Below are 14658 nucleotides of genomic sequence, written 5' to 3' on the forward strand. Positions count from 1 at the left end.
CACCCCCCGGGCGCCTGCCCCGACGCCCAGCGGCACCCCGGAGTGCCCCGGACCACGCGCCCGTCGGGAGCCGGAGTGCCCCGGACCACCAGCCCGTCGGTAGACTGGCCCGGACTTCCACCAGAACTAGGGTGATTCTTTGACTTTCTCAGACCTCAACATCGACCAGGACATCGTCGATGCACTGGCCGGCAAGGGCATCATCGAGCCCTTCCCGATCCAGGAACAGACCATCCCGCTCGGCCTGACCGGCCAGGACATCATCGGCCAGGCCAAGACGGGTACCGGCAAGACGCTCGGCTTCGGCCTGCCGCTGATCCAGCGGCTCGGTGCCGACCCGGCGCACGGCGTGAAGGCGCTCGTCGTCGTCCCGACCCGTGAACTCGCGGTCCAGGTCACCGAGGACCTCGAGCTCGCGGCCTCGAACCGTCCGACCACGGTCGTCTCGATCTACGGCGGCAAGGCCTACGAGGGCCAGGTGGAGCAGCTCAAGGCCGGCGCCCAGATCGTCGTCGGCACGCCCGGGCGGCTCATCGACCTGCAGCGGCAGCGTCTGCTCGACCTCTCCCACGTGCAGGAGGTCGTGCTCGACGAGGCCGACCGCATGCTCGACCTCGGGTTCTTGTCGGACATCGAGCGCATCTTCCAGGCCGTCCCCGAGTTGCGGCACACGATGCTGTTCTCGGCGACGATGCCCGCGCCGATCGTCGCCCTCGCCCGCCGGTTCATGAGCCGTCCGGTGCACATCCGGGCGACCGACCCGGACGAGGGCCTCATGCAGGCCAACATCAAGCACCTCATCTACCGCGCGCACTCCCTGGACAAGGACGAGGTCATCGCCCGCATCCTCCAGGCCGAGGGCCGTGGCAAGACCGTGATCTTCACCCGCACCAAGCGTGCCGCGGCGAAGCTCGTCGAGGAGCTGAAGGACCGCGGGTTCAACGCCGCAGCGGTGCACGGCGACCTCAACCAGGAGCAGCGCGAGCGCGCGATGGCGGCGTTCAAGGCCGGCAAGCGTGACGTGCTCATCGCCACCGACGTCGCCGCCCGCGGCATCGACGTCGACGACGTCACGCACGTGATCAACCACACGATCCCGGACGACCCGGACACGTACCTGCACCGCGCCGGCCGCACCGGCCGTGCGGGCAAGACCGGCATCGCGGTCACGTTCGTCGACTGGGACGACCTGCACAAGTGGACGCTGATCGACAAGGCCCTCGAGTTCGGCATCCCCGAGCCCGTCGAGACCTACTCGTCGTCGCCCCACCTGTTCGAGGAACTCGACATCCCCAAGGGCACCAAGGGCCGCCTGCCCGGCTCGTCGTCGCACGCCGCCTCGGCCGGCGCCCCCGTCGAGAAGCGCGCCAGCGACCGCCCGGCCTCGGGTTCGCGTGACGCGTCGCGTTCGCGGTCGCGCAGCCGCACCCGGTCAGGAGGCACGGAGCAGTCCGCCCCGCAGGCTCCGGCCACCGAGTCGGTCGCCCCCACCGCCGCGGCCGGCACCGAGGACGGCTCGGCCGTCGAAGGTGGTTCCGCCACCGACGGCGCGGCGAAGCGTCGCCGTCGTCGCCGCCGTCGCGGAGCCGGCACCGGCGATGCCTCGGCGACCGCCTCGGCACCGCAGGGCACGTCGGACGGCGAGTAGCGCCTCCAGACCGAAGGGCCCGTCGCTGACGCGACGGGCCCTTCGTCGTCTCCACCCGCGGACCGGCGTCACGCGCGCAGCGACAGTTCACGCGGACGCCGACGCGTGGCCTGTCGGCCAGGCCGAAGACTCGTTCGGACGGCACGACGCGTCAGGACAGGCGCGAGCCGGGTCCGACCACGGGAGCGCTGCCCGTCGCCTCGGACACGATCGCGTCGAACGAGACGCGCGCCGTGCGGTGCTCCCCCAGCCGGTTCGGCTTGCCGGTGCCGTGGTAGTCGCTCGAACCGGTGACGAACAGGCCGTAGCGCGTCGCCCAGTCGAGCAGGGTGCGCTTGCCGTGTGCCAGGTTCTCGCGGTGGTCGACCTCGAGCCCGCCGAGCCCGGCGTCGACCAGGTCGCGGAGCATCGGCTCGTCGATGACGATCCCGCGCGAGGACGCCGCCGGGTGCGCGATGACGGGCACGCCGCCCGCCTGCCGGATGAGTTCGACGCCGCGCAGGGGCGACGGTGCCTCGTGGGGTTCGTAGTAGCCGGACGCCGGGTGCAGGATCCCGCGGAACGCCGCGGACCGGTCCGACTCGAGCCCGCGGGCGACCAGGGCGTCGGCGATGTGCGGACGGCCGATCGTGGCACCGGGGCTGGACTGGGCCAGGACGTCCGCCCAGGTGATCGGGTGGTCCTCGGCGATGCGGTCGACCATGCGGTGCGCGCGGGAGAGCCGGCCGTCGCGGATCCGGGTCGTCTCCTCGACCAGACCGGGGTGCTCGGGGTCCACCAGGTAGCCGAGCACGTGCACGCTGCGGTAGCCGATCCGGGTGCTCAACTCGAGGCCGGGCAGCAGGGTCAGGGGCAGCTCGTGCGCCGCGGCCGTGGCGTCCGCCCACCCCGCCGTCGTGTCGTGGTCGGTCAGCGCGACGGCGTCGAGTCCGGCGGCCGCGGCCGCTCGGACGAGCTCCGCGGGACGCTCGGTGCCGTCGGAGACACTGGAGTGCGCGTGCAGGTCGATGAACGGGTCTGGCACGTGGCCAATGCTATCCACAGGTGAGCGGCCGCACAGGCCGGGTGTCCCCGGGCGGTGCGATGATGGACGCATGGCCGACACGACTCCCCGCGCGACGAGCAACCGATCCACGACCCCCGGGTCCTCGACCTTCAAGGACTTCATCGGGTCGCAGTGGGCCGAGCGCTCGGAAGCGCAGCCCGAGCCCCGCGAGCAGGCCGCGTTCGCCGCAGAGCGTCGCGCGCGCATCTCCGAGCTGCACCCGGGCCGCACGATCGTGGTGCCGGCCGGGCAGGCCAAGGTCCGCTCGAACGACTGCGACTACCCGTTCCGCCCGCACTCCACCTTCGCGCACCTGACCGGCTGGGGCACCGACACCGTCGTCGGCTCCGTGCTCGTGATGACGCCGAACGGCTCCGGGCACGACGCCACGCTGTACTTCCGGGCCACCGCAGGCCGCGACTCGGAAGAGTTCTACGCCAACCCCGAGATCGGGGAGTTCTGGGTCGGGCCGCGCCCCTCGCTCGACGCCGTCGCCGCCGACCTCGGGCTGGCCACGGCCGACCTCGGGGCGTTCACGGCCGTCGCCGACGCACTCGACGCGTCGGCGCTGCTCGTGCGTGAAGCCGACGACGACCTGACCCGTTCGCTCGACGCCCGTACCGGCGCAGCGATCGGTGGCGCGGACGAGACCGAGGGGTCGCCGGCCACCGACGACCTGCTCTCCCGCGACCTGTCCGAGCTGCGACTGGTCAAGGACGCGTACGAGGTCCGTGAGCTCCGCAAGGCCGTCGACGCCACGAAGCACGGGTTCGACGACGTCATCGGCGACTTCGACGCCGTGCTCGCACACCCGCGGGGTGAGCGCATCGTCGAGGGCACGTTCAACCGCCGGGCCCGCGCCGACGGCAACACCGTGGGCTACGACACCATCGCCGCCTCGGGCCACCACGCCTGCATCCTGCACTGGACCCGCAACGACGGCGCCGTGCAGCCGGGCGACCTCATCCTCATCGACGCCGGGGTCGAGGTCGACTCGTTCTACACCGCCGACATCACCCGCACGCTGCCGGTGAGCGGCACGTTCTCCCCCGTGCAGCGCATGGTCTACGAAGCCGTGCTCGAGGCAGCCGACGCCGCGTTCGCGATCGTCAAGCCGGGCATCACGTTCCGCCAGGTGCACGCGACGGCGATGGAGGTCATCGCGCGCAAGACCGCCGAGTGGGGCTTCCTGCCGGTCTCCGCCGCCGAGTCGCTCGAGCCGGACAACCAGTTCCACCGCCGCTACATGGTGCACGGCACGAGCCACCACCTCGGCCTGGACGTGCACGACTGCGCGAAGGCCCGCCGCGAGATGTACCTCGACGGCACCGTGCAGGCCGGCATGGTCTTCACGATCGAGCCCGGACTGTACTTCCAGCAGGACGACCTGACCGTGCCGGAGGAGTTCCGCGGCATCGGTGTCCGCATCGAGGACGACATCCTGGTGACCGAGGACGGCGCCGAGAACCTGTCGGTCGGCATCCCCCGGACCCCCTCGGAAGTGGAGGGGTGGATCGCCCGCTCGGGCCGCTAGCCTGATCGGGTGACCATGCCCGAGGCCTCCCCGAACACCATCTCGATCGAGGTCGAGCACTTCGACTCCCCCGACGCCCAGCGACTCCGTGCCGCCCAGCGCCTGGAGATCGACCGGGCGCACGGCGGCGACACCGAACCGGGTGAGAAGCCGACCGCCGAGTCGATCGCGGTGTTCTTCGTCGCACGCGACGAGTCCGGGACTCCACTCGGGTGCGGGGGCCTGCGCATCGTCGACGACGGCATCGCCGAGATCAAGCGGATGTACGTCCGACCGGAGTCCCGCGGCTCCGGCGCCGCGGCTGCGTTGCTGCGCCGGCTGGAAGAAGCGGCGCTCGACCTCGGGTCCCCGGCGCTCGTCCTCGAGACGGGCACGGAGCAGCAGCGCGCCGTCGGGTTCTACCAGCGCGAGGGGTTCCGGCGGATCGCGAACTTCGGGCCCTACGTCGGGGCGCCCCTGTCGGTCTGCTTCTCGAAGGTCCTCTAGCCGGCCCGAGCCTGCCCGGACCGCGCCGCGCGCAAGCCCGGCTCGCGCGCGCCCGAGCCCGCTCGGCTCTGGGTCACGACGTGCCGTCGGTCCGAGGTCGAGCGGTCACGAACCGTCGTCTGGGCCGGCGCCGAACGACGATCTCCGACCGCTCGACGCCATGCGCGCGGGGTGTTGCGACCGCCCGGACTACCCGGACGACCGCCGAGGTCGCACGAAGTGCCGCCCGCGGAGCTCGGCGGCGACAGTTCCTGCGACCTCGGCGGACGTGAACGGCGTGTCGAGCGACCTCGCACGACCCGATCTCGGGCGACCCGAGGACGAAGCCCGGTCGCGCCAGCCGGAGCCCGGCTAGCGGCGGTCGCTGCTCCCGTCACCGTCACCGTCGCGCTGGGCGTCCGGCGAGGACGAGGGCTCCGGCGGCGTCGCACCGGCGACCCGCTCGCCGTAGCGCGGCGGCTCCTCGGGTCGACGCTCCGGCACCGGCGGAGCCGCGGGGGCGGCAGCCGTCTCGGGGGTCTCCCCGTACCGGGGGCCGTCGTTCGTGCCGTAGCGCGGCGGGCCCGAAGGCGCACCCGTCTGCGCGCCGGGGGCCGACGTGCCGGAGTGTTGCGGGCCTCCCGGCTGCTGGTGGGGTGTGGCGTGCCCGCCGTACTGCGACTGCTGCTGCGGCGGGACCCCACCGGGGCCCGGACGCCACTGCTGCTGCTGCTGGGGAGCGTCGTTCCAGTGCGTGGACGGGGTCGCCCCGTGCTCGCCGAGGATGCGCTGCGCCTGCCCGGTCAGCTGCGGGTTGACGACGATCTGGTAGTTCGTGGCGAGCACCTGGTGCACGCTCGTGAAGTCACGCTGGCGCTTCGTGATCGCGAACGAGACGATGCCGTAGAGCATGCCGAACGCGGCACCGATGATCGCGGCGGCCAGGATCAGGCCGCCGGCGCTCGGCGAGAAGAGCGTGAGCACGATGCCGAAGAAGATGCCGAGCCACAGGCCCGACAGCGCGCCGGCGATGGCGGCACGGCCGTAGGTCATCTTGCCGGTGACCCGCTCGACCGTCTTCAGGTCGTTGCCGACGATCGAGAGCTGGTTGACGGGGAAGTCGGCCTCGGCCAGCTTCGCCACCACGCGCTGCGCGTCGGGGTAGCTGTCGTACGTTCCCAGGACGTCGCCCTTGGGCAGCGTCGGGAACGCCTGGGCGGTCCTGCCGGCGAAGGGGCTCTGATTGCTCACACAGCCATCATTCACCGCACACCTTGCAATCGCACGTGCACTCTCAGGGAAGCAGCCGATCGGAAGCAGCCGATCGGAAGCCACCGGCCGGTGCCGTCGGCGGCGCGGGCGAACCCCCACACCCGAGCGACTACGCTGGGTCGAGTGAGCGCCACGAAGGTCTTCGTCGCCCGCCTCGCCGGGTGCTCCGTCTTCGACCCCGCGGGCGACCGCGTCGGCAGGGTCCGGGACGTCCTGGTCGTCTACCGCCGGGCCGATCCCCCGCACGTCGTCGGGCTCATCGTCGAGGTGCCCGGCAAGCGCCGCATCTTCGTGAGCATCGGCCGCATCACCTCCATCGGTGCCGGGCAGGTCATCACGACCGGTCTGGTCAACATGCGCCGCTTCGAGCAGCGCGGCGGCGAGGTCCGCGTCATCGCCGAGATGCTCGGCCGCAAGGTGCTCATCAAGAACCAGCGGATCCGCGCCACCATCGAGGACGTCGCGATCGAGGACCGCGGGCAGGGCGACTGGGAGGTGGCGCAGCTCTTCCTCCGCAAGCCGAAGACCACGCCGTCGCCGTTCGGCAAGGGCCCGACGACGTTTGCGACGTGGAACGAGGTCACCGAGGACGAGCTCCCCGGCGAGGCCCAGTCCGCCGAGCACGTCATCGCCGCCTACTCCGACCTGCTGCCCGCCGACCTCGCGTCGACGCTGCTCGACCTGCCCGCCGAGCGCCGGTTCGAGGTCGCCGAGGAACTGCCCGACGACCGCCTCGCCGACGTGCTCGAGGAGATGCCCGACCAGGAGCGCATCGAGATCCTCACCCGGCTGGACGACGCCCGTGCCGCCGACGTCCTCGACCAGATGCAGCCGGACGACGCGGCCGACGTCCTCGCCCAGTTCTCCGACGAGCGGAGCGAGGCCCTCCTGCAGCTCATGGAGCCGGAGGAGGCGCAGGACGTCCGCATGCTCCTGGAGTACGAGCCGGACACCGCCGGTGGTCTGATGACCACCGAACCGGTGATCGTCTCGGCCGACGCCACCGTGGCCGAGGGCCTCGCGCTGGTCCGGCGCCACGAGCTCGCGCCGGTGCTCGGTGCCGCCGTGTGCGTCACCCTGCCGCCGTACGAGCCGCCGACCGGTCGGTTCCTCGGGCTCGTGCACTTCCAGCGGATGCTCCGCTACCCGCCGAACGAGCGGCTCGGCACGCTCATCGACCAGCAGACCGAACCGGTCCGGGTCGACGCGAGCGCCGCCGAGGTCACCCGCATCATGGCGACCTACAACCTGCTGTCCGTCCCCGTGGTCGACGACGCCCACCGTCTCGTCGGGGTGGTGACGATCGACGATGTCCTCGACCACGTCCTGCCGGACGACTGGCGAAGTCAGGGCGAGGGGGAACCCTCACCGCTTCCACGCCAACGCCCGCGCAGGACACCCGTGACGACGGGAAGGAGGACCACCCGTGGCCCGAACGGATGACAACCGTCGCGACCGTGACCGCCAAGAGGTCCGGCTCGACTCCCCCAAGGGCATGCGCACGCGTGTGCTGCCCAGCCGCCGCCGTGGTCGCGGGGACACCTTCGGTCGTGCGACCGAGGGCATCGCCCGCGGGATGGGCACGCCGTGGTTCCTCATCGGCCTCACGCTGTTCTGCGTGGTCTGGATGGGCTACAACACCCTGGCGCCGAAGCCGTGGCAGTTCGACTCGGCCGCCATCGGCTTCACGGCTCTGACGCTCGTGCTCTCGCTGCAGGCCTCGTACGCCGCCCCGCTGATCCTGCTCGCGCAGAACCGGCAGGACGACCGCGACCGCGTGCAGTTCGAGCAGGACCGCCAGCGCGCCGAGCGCAACCTGGCCGACACCGAGTACCTGGCCCGCGAGGTCGTGGCCCTTCGCCTGGCGATGCGGGACATGGCGTCGAAGGACTTCATCCGCGCCGAGCTCCGCTCCCTGCTCGAGGAGCTCGACCGCCGCGACGCCGACGAGGCCGGATACGCGGACGAACACGACAGCTCCACCCGTGGCTGACCCCGCCCCCACCGACGATCAGCTCGGCACGGCGGTCCTCGCTGCGCTCGGCCGCGTCATCGATCCCGAGATCCGCCGCCCCGTCACGGAGCTCGACATGATCCGTGGTGTCGACGTGCAGCCAGGAGGCGCGGTGCGCGTCGACCTGCAGCTCACGATCGTGGGGTGCCCCGCCGCCGACACCATCGAGCGCGACGTCCGCGTCGCCGCCGGGTCCGTCCCGGGGGTCGCCGCAGTCGACGTCGACGTGTCCGTGATGGACCCGGCCACGCGCGCCGCACTGACCGAGCGGCTGCGAGCCGGCCGCCCCAAGGGCATCCAGTTCACCGCGGACTCGCTCACGCGCGTCATCGCCGTCACGAGCGGCAAGGGTGGCGTCGGCAAGTCCACCGTCACCGTGAACCTCGCCGTCGCGCTCGCCCGCCGGGGCCTGCGGGTCGGGGTCGTCGACGTCGACGTGCACGGCTTCAGCGTGCCCGGACTGATGGGCCTGACCGACGAGCACGGGGTCGCACCCCGCCCGACCCGCGTGGACAGCATGATCCTGCCGCCGGTGGCGCACGACGTGAAGGTCGTGTCGATCGGCATGTTCGTCGACGACGTCTCGACCGCGGTGTCGTGGCGCGGACCGATGCTGCACCGCACCGTCAACCAGTTCCTGACCGACGTGTTCTTCGGCGACCTCGACGTCCTGCTGCTCGACCTGCCCCCGGGAACCGGCGACGTCGCGATCTCGGTGGGGCAGTTGCTGCCGCACGCAGAGGTTCTGGTCGTCACGACCCCGCAGGCCGCCGCGGCCGACGTCGCCGAGCGCAGCGGGATCGTCGCCCGGCAGACCGGGCAGCGGGTCATCGGCGTGGTCGAGAACATGGCCGGGCTCGTGCAGCCCGACGGCTCGGTGCTGCACCTGTTCGGCGAGGGTGGTGGCGCCGAGACCGCCGCACGTCTCTCCCGCGGGCAGGACGCCCCCGTCCCGGTGCTCGGCAGCGTGCCGCTGTCCGTGCCGCTGCGCGAGGGCGGTGACGCAGGCGTCCCGGTGGTGCTCGGTGCCCCGGAGGACCCGTCCGCCGTGGCCCTGACGGCGATCGCCGACCGGATCACCACGATGGGGCGCGGACTCGCCGGCCGGAAGCTCGGGTTGTCGCTGTCCTAGGCTCGAGGTCATGAGCACCGATCACGTCGATGTCGACTGGGACCACGCACGCGCCACGAACCGCGCGAACTGGGACGACCGGGTGCCGATCCACGAGGGCGCCTACGCGATCGACGCCCTCGCCGACCCCGGCCACCGCTCGGACGTCGTCCGCGAGGACCTGCCGGCCCTGACGCCCTGGTTGCCGAACGGCTCGCTCGCGGGCCTCGACGTCTGTCACCTGCAGTGCCACATCGGCACCGACACGGTGTCGCTCGCCCGCGAGGGTGCCCGACTGACCGGTGTCGACTTCTCCCCCGCCGCCCTCGCCTCGGCCGCCGGACTCGCATCGCGCCTCGGGCTCGACGTCACCTGGGTCGAGACCGACGTCCTCGATGCCCGCGCCGCCGTCACGGGCGACTTCGACGTCGTGTACACGAGCATCGGCACGATCTGCTGGCTCCCCGACCTCGACCGCTGGGCTGCGCAGGTCGCCGGCCTGCTGCGCCCCGGCGGGGTGTTCTTCATCCGCGACGGACACCCGGCGCTGTACGCCCTCGACGAGGACGCCGACGAGCTCGTCACCCGGTACCGGTACTTCCCGGACGGCACCGCGCAGCAGTGGGACGACGCCGGCACCTACGTCGGTGACGGGACCGTGGCGCACACCCGGACCTTCGAGTGGCCGCACCCGCTGTCCGAGATCGTGAACGCCCTGCTCGGTGCCGGGCTGCGGCTCCGACGGCTCGACGAGGGCCGGACCCTGCCGTGGCGCTTCAGCTCCCGCATGGTTGAGACCGACACCGGCTCGTGGGCCTGGCCGGAACACGACCGCGACCGGATGCCGACCACCTACACGATCGTCGCGACCCGCGATTGACGACGCGACCCCCAGACGGACTGGAGGCCCGGTGCCAGCTGGCACCGGGCCTCCAGTCCGTCACATGGGGACGTGACGGGCGTCAGGTCGCCTCGGCGTCGAAGGGTGCCGGTTCACCGGCAGCCAGGGGCACGACGGGAGCCGTCGCGCGAACCTTGGAGGCCGTCACCTGCGCGGTCTGCACCGCGGCCGCACTGGAACCGGAGTCGAGCAGGGCGTCTCGGATGATGCGGCGCGGGTCGTACTGGCGCGGGTCGAGCTTCTGCCACTCGATGTCGTCGAACTCGGGGCCCATCTCGTCGCGCATCCGCTCCTTCGCGGTGTCGGCGAATCGACGGACGGCCTTGACGAACTCGGCCAGCTTCTGGGCGTACATCGGCAGGCGCTGCGGCCCGAGCAAGAGGACGCCGATGACCCCGATGATCAGGATCTTGTCGAGCGGGATGTCCACGCGAGCGAGCCTAACGCGTGCGGCTGCGTTGCACCTCTAGAGTTGTCTCCCGAACGGAGTGTGCGTGTCAGAGAAAGAGTCGAACTGGAAGTTCGCCGAGGACATCGTCTCGGAGACCGAGGCGATCGCCCGTGCTCGTGAGCACTCCCTGGAACTCGGGGTCGAAGCGATCTCACCCGCGATCGGTGCACAGATCGGGGTCATCGCCGCAGCCTCGCGAGCCACGAGCATCATCGAGATCGGCACCGGTCTCGGCGTTTCCGGCCTGTACCTGCTCGCCGGTGCCCCGAACGCAACCCTGACCACGATCGACGTCGAGGTCGACCACCAGCAGTTCGCCCGCGACGCCTACATCAGCGCCGGCACCGCTCCCGCACGGATCCGGCTCATCCCCGGACGGGCGAACCAGGTGCTCCCCCGCATGAACGAGGCCTCGTACGACGTCGTCCTCGTCGACGCCGACCCCGAGCACGTGATCGAGTACGTCGAGCACGGGCTGCGCCTCGCACGCCTGGGTGGCACCGTCCTGGTGCCGCACGCCCTGTGGCGCGGACGCGTGGCCGACCCGGTGAAGCGCGACCGTGCCACCACGGACTTCCGGCTGCTCCTGACCGAGGTGTCGACCTCGGGTGCGGTGCGCAGCGCGCTGTCGCCTGCCGGTGACGGGCTGCTGCAGTTGACGAAGGTCACCAACTAGCGCTCGACCCGCCGGCGCTCGCGCAGGTCAGTCGAGGTGCCGCAGGTACCGCTCCGGGGACTCGAGGAACGCCCGCTGGTTCCGCACCAGGTCGAGGTCTCGCCACTCGGTGCGCCGCAGGCCCCACTCGCCGACCTCGTGGATCGTCGCGCCCGGGAACGCGGCGAGCACGGGCGAGTGGGTCGAGAGCACGACCTGGCCGACGCCGCTCTCGACGATCGAGCGCAACAGTGCGATCAGGGTGAGGCACCCGGAGAACGACAGGGCGGACTCCGGCTCGTCGAGGATCCAGAGCCCGGGCCACTGCGAGCGGTGGATGACGAAGTCGAGGAACGACTCACCGTGGCTCCGCTCGTGGAACAGCGGCTCGGCTCCCCCGGGGTGCTGTTCGAGGTAGGTGAAGACCCCGTGCATGGTCTCCGCGCGCAGGAAGAAGCCGGACCGCACCGCTCCGGGCTCCCGGTGCAGGGCGATGTGCTCCCAGAGCTGCGATTCGCTCGGGCGGGTGCTGTGCCCGGACTTCGTCGAACCGCCCTCGGGCCCCATGCCGAAGGCGAGCGCCATCGCCTCGACCAGGGTGGACTTGCCGGCGCCGTTCTCACCGACCAGCACCGTCACCGGAGCGAGGTCGAGCCCGTCGTCGAGCAGCTGCCGCACGGGCGCGAGCGTGGCCGGCCAGACCCTGCGCGGCATCGGGTCCGGCGCGTACTCCTCGACGCGGCGGATCGGCAGTCTCGTCCTCGGCACGGCCCCATCCTGCCGGAGCCGACCGACAGCGCCGCGGGTGTCCCAGCCGCGGGATCATCGGCGGACAGACGGAAGGCCCGGAGCGTACACGCTCCGGGCCTTCCGTTCTGGTGCTTCGACGTACTAGGCCGAGACGACCTCAGCGAGTGCGTCGTGGAGTTCCTTGGCCTCGGCATCGTTGACCGAGACGACCAGGCGGCCTCCACCTTCGAGCGGAACCCGCACGATGATGAGTCGACCCTCCTTAACAGCCTCCATCGGCCCGTCACCGGTCCTCGGCTTCATGGCTGCCATCAGATGTCCCCTTTCGTGCAGTAAATGCTGTCCCATTATCCCGTATGGAGGGGGCAACTGCGAAACCGCCCAGGTTGGGGGTGTCGGATGCGCCGTTCTGATGCTCCGCAGAACGCGGATCCACGGGCCTCCGGCGCCCGGGATCGATCACGGCGGGGTCCAGTCGTAACCGTCGACCCACCACGTGTAGTACAGCCAGACCCACTGCAGCCCGACGAACGCGACGACGACGGCCACGCGGTACACCCGCGACCGCGGCAGCGCCACGATGCCGAGCAGCGGCGCGATCGGCACGAGGATGCGCCAGGTGCTCGACTGCGGGAAGAACACCGCCAGCAGGTACACCAGGTACGCCACGCCCCAGAGTCGCAGCTCGATGCCGATCCGGCGTGCGGCCGGCATGCACACGAACGCCGCGAACCCGACGAGCACGACGACGAGCAGCACCGTGCCGGCCGGCTGCCCGAACCACCACCCGAACCCCTGCACCCACGGCGCGAACGGCACGAGTTCCTTCCACCCGATGTACGACGACCGCCAGGCGAGCTCGGTGTCCGTGTAGGCCTTCGGCACGCCGGTGACCGCCCACGCGATGGCCGGCCAGGCCAGACCGACCAGACCCGACACCGTGGCGACCACCGCGGGTGGGACGAGCCGGCGGAGGGTCAGCGGTTCCGACGAGCGCACCCACGCCGGGCGGATCGCCCACGCGGCCACGAAGAGCACCACCAGGAACGCGAAGGCGAGCCCCGTCGGTCGGGTCATGCCGAGCAGGAGGACGACGGGCAGCATCGCCCACCACCGTCGATCCACCATGAGCAGCAGCGCGACGAGCAGCAGGAACAGGCCCATCGACTCCGCGTAGGCCACCTGGAACATCGCCGACACCGGTGCAACGCAGAACAGGACCGTGGCGAACGTCGCTCGTGCGGGATCGAGGAACCGTCCCATGAGCCGGCGGAACACCAGCGCGGCCCCGAGTCCGGCGAGCAACGACACCGAGACCGCGACGAACTCGAACGACGCTCCGGTGAGCAGCGTGAGCGCGCGCACCAGGAACGGGTACGCGGGCATGAACGCCCACGCGTTCTCGGTCACGTGCCCGGCGGCGTCGACGGGCAGCGTCGACGGGTACCCGCCCGTGGCGATCACGCGGTACCAGGCGCCGTCCCAGATCGACGCGAACGACAGGTAGCCCGGGCTCTGCACGGTGAACGAGTTCGCCGCCTGCACGCGGGCGAAGGCGAGCATCATGGCGCCCGTGACGAGCCGCGCCAGCACGTAGACGACCGTGATGCGCACCCACCACGGGATGACCCGGTACCGGGCCCGCCAGCGGTTCCGAGCAGGGGTCCTCCGGGTGGCCCCCGCCGTCGTCAGGCCGTCAGCCACCGACGCAGCCCGGCCTCGACCGCGGTGATCTGCGCGACCGGGACCTGCTCGTCGTCGTGGTGGGCGAAGACCGGCTCGCCGGGGCCGTAGTTGACCGCGGGGACCCCGAGCGCCGAGAAGCGTGCGACGTCGGTCCAGCCGTACTTCGGACGGGGCTCCGGTCCGCCGACGGCCGCGACGAAGTCCTGCGCGAGCGGGGCGTCGAGACCGGGGCGGGCACCGGCGGCGAGGTCGACGATCGTGACCTCGTACCCGTCGAACAGCTCGCGGATGTGGGCGACGGCTTCGTCGGCCGAGCGCGAGGGGGCGAACCGGTAGTTCACGTGCACCATCGCCTCGTCGGGGATGATGTTGCCCGCGATGCCGCCGCTGATGCCGACCGCGTTCAGGCCCTCGCGGTACTCGAGCCCGTCGACCGTCACGGTCCGCGGTTCGTACGCGGCCAGGGTGGCCAGGATCGGGGCGGTCTTGTGGATCGCGTTGTCGCCGATCCAGCTCCGGGCGCTGTGCGAACGCTTGCCGAACGTACGGATCTCGGCGCGGAGGTTGCCGTTGCACCCGCCTTCGATCTGCGCCCCGGACGGCTCGCCCAGGATCGCGAAGTCGGCGGTGAGGAGTTCGGGTCGCGTCCGGGCCAGGCGGCCGAGGCCGTTCAGGGCGTCGCTGACCTCCTCGTGGTCGTACCAGACCCACGTGACGTCGACCGAGGGGTCGACGAGGTCGTACGCGAGCTTGAGCTGCACCGCGCAGCCGGCCTTCATGTCGACGGTGCCGCGGCCCCAGAGGATCTCGGTGCCGTCCTCGGTGGTCCGGAACTCGGTCGGCAGGTTGTCGTTGAGCGGCACCGTGTCGATGTGACCGGCGATGACGACGCGGCGGTCGCGGCCCAGGTTCGTCCGCGCCACGATCGCGTCGCCGTCGCGGATCACCTCGAGGTGCGGCAGCGGTGCGAGCACGGCCTCGATCGCGTCGGCGAGGGCCTGCTCGTTCCCGGACACCGACTCGATGTCGCAGATGGCACGGGTGATGTCGATGGACGAGGCGGTGAGGTCGAGGTGCTCCGGCATGCGGGCAGCCTACCGGCCGCCCCTCGCACCGCCCCGGCAGT

General features: G+C 71.5%; 15 protein-coding genes. 8 read left to right on the forward strand and 7 right to left on the reverse strand.

The window, feature by feature from the left end:
- Nucleotides 1-139: 139 nt before the first annotated feature.
- Entirely contained in the window at nt 140-1648 is a 1509-nt protein-coding gene (locus HP445_RS17380; RefSeq protein WP_128781219.1) for a DEAD/DEAH box helicase, read from the forward strand.
- Nucleotides 1649-1799: 151 nt separating this feature from the next.
- Here HP445_RS17380 and HP445_RS17385 read toward each other — a convergent pair whose 3' ends face one another.
- Nucleotides 1800-2672, reverse strand: coding sequence for a PHP domain-containing protein (locus tag HP445_RS17385; protein WP_071405460.1), 873 nt, complete (start codon nt 2670-2672; stop codon nt 1800-1802).
- Nucleotides 2673-2742: 70 nt separating this feature from the next.
- On the opposite strand from HP445_RS17385, the gene HP445_RS17390 reads away from it, so the two are divergent.
- Complete coding sequence (locus HP445_RS17390; protein ID WP_128781218.1) at nt 2743-4227, forward strand: aminopeptidase P family protein; 1485 nt, start codon at nt 2743-2745, stop codon at nt 4225-4227.
- Nucleotides 4228-4242: 15 nt separating this feature from the next.
- Nucleotides 4243-4713: a GNAT family N-acetyltransferase gene (locus HP445_RS17395; RefSeq protein ID WP_071405472.1), complete on the forward strand. Its 471-nt coding sequence runs from the start codon at nt 4243-4245 to the stop codon at nt 4711-4713.
- A gap of 351 nt (nt 4714-5064) precedes the next feature.
- Here the strand turns inward: HP445_RS17395 and HP445_RS17400 are convergent, their stop codons facing one another.
- A complete protein-coding gene (locus tag HP445_RS17400) occupies nt 5065-5943 on the reverse strand; it encodes a YflT domain-containing protein (protein WP_128781217.1) in 879 nt (292 codons plus the stop codon).
- A 144-nt stretch (nt 5944-6087) separates the two neighbouring features.
- On the opposite strand from HP445_RS17400, the gene HP445_RS17405 reads away from it, so the two are divergent.
- Genes HP445_RS17405 through HP445_RS17420 form a run of 4 tightly spaced genes read left to right on the forward strand, consistent with a single transcriptional unit; the run spans nt 6088 to nt 9969 of the window.
- Nucleotides 6088-7407: a magnesium transporter MgtE N-terminal domain-containing protein gene (locus HP445_RS17405; protein WP_128781216.1), complete on the forward strand. Its 1320-nt coding sequence runs from the start codon at nt 6088-6090 to the stop codon at nt 7405-7407.
- Between the two features lie 52 nt (nt 7408-7459).
- Nucleotides 7460-7957 carry a DUF1003 domain-containing protein gene (locus HP445_RS17410; protein WP_042539423.1) on the forward strand — a complete coding sequence of 166 codons (498 nt, stop codon included), beginning with the start codon at nt 7460-7462 and terminating at the stop codon, nt 7955-7957.
- Entirely contained in the window at nt 7950-9110 is a 1161-nt protein-coding gene (locus HP445_RS17415; RefSeq protein WP_128781215.1) for a P-loop NTPase, read from the forward strand. Before HP445_RS17410 ends, HP445_RS17415 begins: the two co-directional genes overlap by 8 nt.
- 10 nt (nt 9111-9120) lie before the next feature.
- On the forward strand, nt 9121-9969 hold the full coding sequence (locus HP445_RS17420) for a class I SAM-dependent methyltransferase (protein ID WP_128781214.1): 849 nt from the start codon (nt 9121-9123) through the stop codon (nt 9967-9969).
- Between the two features lie 82 nt (nt 9970-10051).
- Here HP445_RS17420 and HP445_RS17425 read toward each other — a convergent pair whose 3' ends face one another.
- On the reverse strand, nt 10052-10420 hold the full coding sequence (locus tag HP445_RS17425; RefSeq protein ID WP_110894138.1) for a twin-arginine translocase TatA/TatE family subunit: 369 nt from the start codon (nt 10418-10420) through the stop codon (nt 10052-10054).
- 64 nt (nt 10421-10484) lie between these two features.
- Between HP445_RS17425 and HP445_RS17430 the strand changes: the two genes are divergently transcribed.
- On the forward strand, nt 10485-11117 hold the full coding sequence (locus HP445_RS17430; protein WP_017887052.1) for an O-methyltransferase: 633 nt from the start codon (nt 10485-10487) through the stop codon (nt 11115-11117).
- Nucleotides 11118-11144: 27 nt separating this feature from the next.
- Here the strand turns inward: HP445_RS17430 and HP445_RS17435 are convergent, their stop codons facing one another.
- The 4 genes from HP445_RS17435 to dapE form a co-directional block, all read right to left on the reverse strand.
- A complete protein-coding gene (locus HP445_RS17435; protein WP_128781213.1) occupies nt 11145-11864 on the reverse strand; it encodes an AAA family ATPase in 720 nt (239 codons plus the stop codon).
- A 123-nt stretch (nt 11865-11987) separates the two neighbouring features.
- The gene (locus tag HP445_RS17440) at nt 11988-12158 is read right to left on the reverse strand and encodes a DUF3117 domain-containing protein (RefSeq protein ID WP_017887054.1); all 171 of its coding nucleotides are present in this window, start codon (nt 12156-12158) and stop codon (nt 11988-11990) included.
- A 147-nt stretch (nt 12159-12305) separates the two neighbouring features.
- Complete coding sequence (locus HP445_RS17445; protein ID WP_128781212.1) at nt 12306-13550, reverse strand: hypothetical protein; 1245 nt, start codon at nt 13548-13550, stop codon at nt 12306-12308.
- Nucleotides 13535-14617: a succinyl-diaminopimelate desuccinylase gene (dapE, locus tag HP445_RS17450; RefSeq protein ID WP_071404160.1), complete on the reverse strand. Its 1083-nt coding sequence runs from the start codon at nt 14615-14617 to the stop codon at nt 13535-13537. The genes HP445_RS17445 and dapE overlap by 16 nt, the downstream gene beginning before the upstream one ends.
- Nucleotides 14618-14658: the final 41 nt, after the last annotated feature.

It is taken from the genome of Curtobacterium flaccumfaciens (assembly GCF_013359815.1).
GTDB lineage: Bacteria > Actinomycetota > Actinomycetes > Actinomycetales > Microbacteriaceae > Curtobacterium > Curtobacterium flaccumfaciens.

Coding starts and splice junctions, on each gene's coding strand:
- HP445_RS17440 (WP_017887054.1), bottom strand. CDS start 12,158: ATGGCAGCCATGAAGCCGAGGACCGGTGACGGGCCGATGGAGGCTGTT.
- HP445_RS17410 (WP_042539423.1), top strand. CDS start 7,460: ATGCGCACGCGTGTGCTGCCCAGCCGCCGCCGTGGTCGCGGGGACACC.
- HP445_RS17420 (WP_128781214.1), top strand. CDS start 9,121: ATGAGCACCGATCACGTCGATGTCGACTGGGACCACGCACGCGCCACG.
- dapE (WP_071404160.1), bottom strand. CDS start 14,617: ATGCCGGAGCACCTCGACCTCACCGCCTCGTCCATCGACATCACCCGT.
- HP445_RS17395 (WP_071405472.1), top strand. CDS start 4,243: ATGCCCGAGGCCTCCCCGAACACCATCTCGATCGAGGTCGAGCACTTC.
- HP445_RS17390 (WP_128781218.1), top strand. CDS start 2,743: ATGGCCGACACGACTCCCCGCGCGACGAGCAACCGATCCACGACCCCC.